1 protein-coding gene is annotated in these 251 nt (G+C 44.6%); it reads right to left on the reverse strand.

The features are described from left to right. Positions 1–251 (reverse strand): hypothetical protein (locus M3166_RS19245; protein ID WP_251691819.1); only part of this gene is annotated, 251 nt, incomplete at both ends.

The raw sequence follows: 251 nt of genomic DNA on the forward strand, positions 1-251 counted from the left end.
TCAGCTGCAGGCTCAATACTGCTTCCAAAAACTGCATTTGCTGCTTTTTCACCTACAACCCATCCAGCTCCCCAAGCAGCTCCTTTTAATGCTGCTTGTCCTACTGCTGCCCAAACCATCGGACGCACTTCATCGTCTTTTAATGAATTCTCAATTGTAATCGCTTTTTCATTAATTGGAGCTGCTCCTACTGAACTTGAGCTTAAGCCTGCGCCTCCTACCAATATTGATAATGCCAATCCTGATGCTAA

The organism is Solibacillus isronensis (assembly GCF_023715405.1).
Lineage (GTDB): Bacteria > Bacillota > Bacilli > Bacillales_A > Planococcaceae > Solibacillus > Solibacillus isronensis_B.